Consider the following 6,366-nt stretch of genomic DNA (forward strand, 5'->3'; position numbering starts at 1 on the left):
AACTGGCCGACGCCGCCGTCCCCCGCCTCGCCGACTTCACCGTCGTCGACCTCCTCGACGTCCCCGGGAGCGGCGAGGAGTTGCCCTCCGCCCTGCTGGCCGGGACCGTCACCCTGCGCCGCACCGCGGTGCAGTCGGTCCTCGACGAGCACCCCGAGTCCGTGGCCGGGGCGGGCGAGACGACCGCCTACCCGGCACTGTCGCCCGTGGCCGAATGCCTGGCCCAGGGCCGTGGCGCCCTGTACACGACGGCCGACTTCGCCGTCGCCCGGTGGGCGGGCGAGGACCCCCAGGCCGCCCGGATCCGCGAGGTGGGGACACACTCACTGATGGTGGTGCCGATGCGCTCACAGGACACCACGGTCGGCGTGGCCCTCTTCGGCCGTCACCGGAGCCCGGAGCCCTTCACACTGGAGGACCTGTGGCTTGCCGAGCAGCTCACGGCCCGGGCGGCCGTCGGCATCCCCAACGCCCGCCGACCAGCACGTGATCGCACCACCACCATGACCCTGCAGCGCAGCCTGCTCCCGCAGACACTGCCCAACCAGGCGGCCCTCGAGATCGCCTCCCGCTACCTGCCCGCCGGCGGCCAGGCCGGCGTGGGCGGCGACTGGTTCGACGTGATCCCGCTGTCCGGCGCACGGGTGGCCCTCGTGGTGGGCGATGTGGTCGGCCACGGCATGCGCGCCTCGGCCACCATGGGCCGGCTGTGCACCGCGGTGCGCACCCTGGCCGACGTCGACCTGCCGCCCGACGAGCTGCTCACCCACTTGGACGACCTCGTCATCCGCCTGTCCACCGACGAGGCCGTCACGGGCAGCGCCGCCGAGACCGCCGGGGGCATCGGCACCACCTGCCTGTACGCCGTCTACGATCCGGTCTCCCGCCGCTGTACCCTCGCCCGGGCCGGCCACCCCCCGCCCGCCGTGGTCACCCCGGACGGCGCCGTGTACCTCCTCGACGTCCCGGCGGGCCCGCCGCTGGGCCTGGGCGGCCTGCCGTTCGAGACCAGCGAAACCGAACTGCCCGAAGGCAGCCTCCTCGTCCTGTACACCGACGGTCTGCTCGAAATCCGCGACCGCGACATCGACGAGGCCCTGGACAAGATGTTCGCCGCCCTCGCCCGCCCCGCCCCGACACCGGAGTCGGTCTGCGACCAGGTACTCACGGCCCTGCTGACCCACCGCCCGGACGACGACATCGCCCTGCTCATCGCCCGCACCCGGGCCCTCGACCCCGACCGGGTCGCCGCCTGGGACCTGGCCTGCGACCCCGCCGCCGTCGCCGGGGCCCGCCAGCTGGCCACCGGCAAGCTGGCGGCCTGGGGACTTACCGACGCCGAGTTCGTCACCGAACTGATGGTCAGCGAACTCGTCACCAATGCCATCCGCTACGGCCGGCCGCCCATCCAGCTCCGGCTGATCCACGAGAGCAACACCCTGATCTGCGAAGTCTCCGACTCGAGCAGCACCACCCCGCACATGCGGCGTGCCCGGATCTTCGACGAAGGCGGGCGCGGCCTGCTGCTGGTCGCCCAGCTCGCCCGCCGCTGGGGCACCCGGCACGCCCCCGCCGGCAAGACCATCTGGGCCGAGCAGTCCCTGACCGGGAGCTGAGTGCCCGCTCCGAAGAGTTCACCGCAGCTCGTCCACGTAGCGGTCCGTCCCCGGGATGGTGGGGATGAAGGGTGCGACGAACGTGACGTCGCCCAGCCCCGAGGCGGCGACTGCCGTGTGCAGGTCCGTGAAGTGGTTCCGCCAGGCGTCGCGTGGGTCGTGCTGGAGGAACCACAGCAGGGTCAGTCGGGTCCCGACGCCCTCGACCTGCTTGACGTAGGTCATCCGGTCCAGGGGCAGCGGCGTCGGCGTGAAGACGGTCACGAAGGCCGCGGGGGAGCCCGCCAGCTGTTTCGGGAGGTGGTCGTCGCGCAGCCAGACGAGCAGTTCCTCGCGCCTGCCGGGGGAGCCGGCATCGATGACCTGGACGACGAGCCCGGCGTAGGGGTGGTCGAGGGCGTGGATGTCACGCGGGCCGTGGTCGCCGTCGCGGTAGACGGTCGCGGTGTGGTCCTGGAAGGCGGTGAAGATGTGGGTGCGGTCCTGGAAGACGCGATGGTCGCGGTTGAGGCGCTTGTTGATGCCGACGGTCCACCGCATGTGGTCGGCGTAGCGGCCCGCGGTGATCCAGTAGACGGATAGGTAGCATCCCGCCGTGACCGGCTGCGCGATGGCGGACTTCTCGGGGTAGCGCAGGAGCTGCAGTTCGCGTGGGGCCACCCAGCGGCGCCCTGCGTACATCCAGGGCATGGCCATCGCGCCGGCGATGTAGTGGTCGTCCTCGTACCAGCGGTTGTACTCGCGCTCCCGGCCGGGGTGCGGCTCGACCATGGTGATCAGGGCGTGCCCGAGGTCGGCTCCGTAGGGGCCGACGGCGGCCAGTTCCGCGTACATGTCGCTGCGGGTATCGGCTGTGTGTGCCGCGTCGTCTGTCATGCGTCCGGTCTAGCTGACGTTACGTCAGATTGGGAGGGGGATTCCCTCCGACTTCGCCCGGATCAGCCAGGTGCGCCGAGCGTCACCGCAGCTCCTGAGGACACGGCGTCCCGCGCGGCAGGTCGTAGGGCGAGGCCAGCCGATACGTCCCGGCCCGCGGAGCGAGCAGCACCGTCCACTTGTCGCCCTCCGCGTCCTCCTCCGTCTCCATCAGACAGCCGCTCACGTTGCGGTACGTCTTCGGAGTGCCGTCGGGGCGGTCCTTGGACGCCTCAGTCTCCTGCGGCGCCTGGACCCCCTTGCCCTCGGCGTCGACGAGCTTGAGCCAGGGGGAGTAGGGGACGCGGATCAGGACCCGGCCCGGCTGTGTCACATGGAGGGTCATCTCGCCCTGCTCGGCCCGCTCGACGGTGGCCGGTGGATCGGCGAGCGGCGTCGGGTCGTCGACCGCGAACAGCTGCCAGTTGGCGTCGCCCCAGATCTGCTTGAGATACGGCAGCCCGCGCTGCACCAGCTCGCGCTCCCGCTCACCGCCGTCACCGTCCGGGTCGTCCTTGGGCAGGACGACGTAGCGCACCGCCCAGCGCTTGAGCCACTCGTGGTAGTTCGCCGAGTTGAGGGTGTCGTCGTAGAAGAGCGGGTTGCGCTTCATGTCGGCCTGGCGGTTCCAGCCGCGGGCCAGGTTGACGTACGGGGCGAGGGCGGAGGCCTCGCGGTGCGAGCGGGCCGGGACCACCTCGACGCGGCCCTTCTCGGCGCCGGCCTCCTGGAGCTGGTTGACCAGCGGCGCCAGCTCGCGCGCCCAGGACGCCGTCGGAGTCGTATGGACGACGTCGTCGACCGACTTGAAGCCGATCCAGGCGACGAAACCGGCGAACGCCACCACGATCGCGTACCACTTGCGCGACCGCGGCACCGTGAACGGCAGCGCCGCCAGCAGCGCCACCCCGGCGAACAGCATCGCCAGCCGTGTGATGTTCGAGCCGATCTGCGAGCTGATCAGCCACACCAGCAGCACCGCGAGGGCGTACACGGCGGCCGTGATCCGTACGGTCTTCCAGTCGTGCGGGACCAGGAGGAAGACGAAGACCGCGTACAGCAGCGGAAGGGACGCCGACCCGAAGGACATCGGCTGGGTGCCGGAGAACGGGAACGCCCACGCGGACACCGCCACCACGGCGCTCGGCGCCAGCCCCAGCGCCCACGCGCCCGGCCGCCGCTTCTGCAGGAACAGCGCCACCGCCACCAGACCCACGAACAGACCGGCGACCGGTGAGGACATGGTGGCGAGCGCGGCCAGCGGCGCCGCGCACAGCGCCTTCGCCCACCGCCGGTAGCGCCAGCGGTACGGCCAGCAGAACACGACGGCCACCGCGCCCAGCGCGAACATCGTGCCCAGCCCGAACGTCACCCGCCCCGACGCCGCGTTGCACAGCAGCGCGTACACCCCTGCCAGCGCCGGCCCGAGCGGCTGCCGGACCGCCCGGCTGCGCGCCAGTATCAGCGTCAGCAGCCCCGCGGACAGCGTCCCCGCGATCATCATCGTGGTCCGCACCCCGAGCACCGACATCAGATACGGCGACACCACGCTGTACGACACCGGGTGCATACCGCCGTACCAGGCGAGGTTGTACGCCGAGTCCGGATGCCGGCCGACGAACTCGGCCCAGGCGTCCTGCGCCGCGAGGTCGCCGCCACTGTTCGCGAACGTGAAGAACCAGATGACGTGGAGGATTCCGGAGAGGCCGGTGGCGACGAGGACGGGGTGCCGGGTCAGCCGCTCACGCAGAGCGGCGGCCATCTTCCCGCGGCCGGGCCGGCCGGACTCGTCCGGCCGATCCGCGGGCACGCGTATTCGCGGGCCGGATCCCGGGCCCGGACCGGTGTCGTCGGTGCGTGTCGGCTCCGCAGTGGCCACCTGTTGGCACTCCCCGTGTCCCGTCTTCTGTTCGCGGCCGTACGTGCCGTTCCCGGCCGGTTCTCGGCCCTGTGGCCGGGGGTTTCCGCGCCCGTTGGGCACGCGGGCACCCTGTCCCGATTCGTGACGCTAGCACGCACCCCGCCGGTGAGCGCCCCGAGGAGGGCCTCGCCGACGGGGTGCGCCGGGACTGCGGCAATCAGGTGAGGCGGGTCAGCTTGGCCGTGAAGCCCGGCTCGGCAAGGTCCGACTGCAGGGCCACCGGCACCTCGACCGCGCCACCACTGCCGTCACCCACGGTGAGCGTGCCCACCCTGGTGCCGGCCTTCGCGGTGTGCGGTACGTCGTCGGAGGCGAAGGACAGCTCCACCTTCAGCCCCGCCCAGCCGACCGCGGCGACGTCCTGGGTGACGACCACCGGCGTACGGCCGCCGAGCCGGTCGTCCACATACCCGACGACGTCACCCTTCTTCAGGATCTTCGCCGAGGTCAGCGCGTCCTGGGCGGCGAGCATCGCGGTCTTGCTGACCGCGTTCACGGTGTCGATGATCGGCGCCGTGTGCTGGCCGAGGACCGCGCCGACGACGGTGACCGTCTCGCCGCCGATGTCCTTGGTGGCGGCGAAGAGCAGATTGCCGCCGGCCGCGGTGGTGGTGCCGGTCTTGATGCCGATGGCGCCGTCGTACGGCACGAGGGTGTTCCAGTTGCGCCACTTCTGGCCGGACGGGTCGACCCACTCGGGCAGCTTGGTGATCTCCACCAGCGCCGGCATCCGCACCAGCTCGTTGCCCAGCTTCACCTGGTCCTCGGCAGTGGAGACCGTGGACTCCTGCAGACCGGAGGGGTCGGTGTACGTCGTGTTCTTCATGCCGAGTTCCTTGGCGGTGTCGTTCATCTTCTTGACGAACGCCTCCTCGGAACCGGCGTCCCAACGCGCCAGCAGGCGGGCGATGTTGTTCGCGGAGGGAATCATGATGGCGGAGATCGCCTGCCGCTCGGTGAGCTGGTCGCCCTTCTTGACGGTGTTCAGCGTCGACTCGCCCTGCTGGTCGTAACCGCCCTCCTTCTCGGCGGTGGCGTCGACCTCGATGTTCGGGCCCTCCTCGCCCGCCTTCAGCGGGTGCTCCTTGAGGATGATGTACGCCGTCATGGCCTTGGCGACCGAGCCGATGGCGACCGGCTTCTGCTCACCGAAGTTGCCCATCGTGCCGATGCCGGTGACGTCCATCCAGCCCTGGCCCTCGCCGGGCCACGGCAGCTCGGCCTGTTTCCCGTCGAAGGTGTACGACTCCTCGGCGGTGAGCTCGAGTGTGGGCGTCGGCAACGGCCGCACGGCCTGCACGATCGCGAACACGATCGCCAGCAGCAGCGCCAGCGGCGTCCAGATCTTGACCCGCCGTACCAGCGTCCGAAGCGCCGTCTCCGGGGGCGGCGGCGTGTTCGTCAGCTCCGCCAGCAGATCCAGCGGCGGCTTCGGCGGCAGCGGCTGCTGCGTCGTCCGCTCCGGCCCGACCTGCGGCACAGGAGCGGTCGCGTCCGCGGGAACCCTGGGCAGCGCGGAGGTGGCCTCGGCCGGACGGGGCTTACGCGTCTCCGGGTCGTCCAGCGGCTTGAGGGCAACGAACTTACTGGTGAGCTCGGCTTCGGCCTCGGAGGCGGCCTTCTCGGCGTCCTCCTTCGGCGCCTTCTTGACGTCGCCCAGCTTCAGCATGGTGGTGGGCTGGTCGACGGCGGGCTTGGCGGGGCGTACGGCCCGGAAGACGGCGGTGGGCTGGTCCACGGGCTTGGGGGTGCCGTCGCCGTCACGGCCGGACTCGTCGCTGCCGTCGGCCTCTTGGACGGCGTCGGCGTCTCCGGCGTCGGCAGCTGCTTCGTCGGCGATGTCGCCGACTTCGGCGGCGTCTGCAGCCGCTCCTTCGGCAGTATCATCGACCACGTCCGCTGAGCCCTCATCAG

At 71.3% G+C, this 6,366-nt stretch carries 3 protein-coding genes and 1 pseudogene; 1 reads left to right on the forward strand and 3 read right to left on the reverse strand.

Going from position 1 to position 6,366, the window contains the following annotated elements; all coding sequences use genetic code 11:
- Positions 1 to 1,616, forward strand: a 1,616-nt coding sequence (locus ACTWQJ_RS44415; RefSeq protein WP_443312077.1) for a SpoIIE family protein phosphatase, incomplete at its 5' end; no start/stop codon positions are given.
- Positions 1,617 to 1,634: 18 nt separating this feature from the next.
- Here the strand turns inward: ACTWQJ_RS44415 and ACTWQJ_RS44420 are convergent.
- The 3 genes and pseudogenes from ACTWQJ_RS44420 to ACTWQJ_RS44430 all read right to left on the reverse strand — a co-directional run.
- Positions 1,635 to 2,492, reverse strand: a complete 858-nt coding sequence (locus ACTWQJ_RS44420) for a hypothetical protein (RefSeq protein WP_443312078.1) — start codon at positions 2,490 to 2,492, stop codon at positions 1,635 to 1,637.
- An 82-nt stretch (positions 2,493 to 2,574) separates the two neighbouring features.
- The gene (locus tag ACTWQJ_RS44425; protein WP_443312079.1) at positions 2,575 to 4,410 is read right to left on the reverse strand and encodes an MFS transporter; all 1,836 of its coding nucleotides are present in this window, start codon (positions 4,408 to 4,410) and stop codon (positions 2,575 to 2,577) included.
- 199 nt (positions 4,411 to 4,609) lie between these two features.
- A pseudogene (locus ACTWQJ_RS44430) lies at positions 4,610 to 6,366 on the reverse strand (D-alanyl-D-alanine carboxypeptidase); the annotation flags it as partial.

Origin of the sequence: Streptomyces sp. KR55 (assembly GCF_052245645.1) — a bacterium.
In the GTDB taxonomy this organism is placed as follows: Bacteria; Actinomycetota; Actinomycetes; order Streptomycetales; family Streptomycetaceae; genus Streptomyces; species Streptomyces flavusporus.

Excerpts from the sequence above, each read along its gene's own strand:
- ACTWQJ_RS44420 (WP_443312078.1), bottom strand. The coding sequence starts at position 2,492 with ATGACAGACGACGCGGCACACACAGCCGATACCCGCAGCGACATGTAC.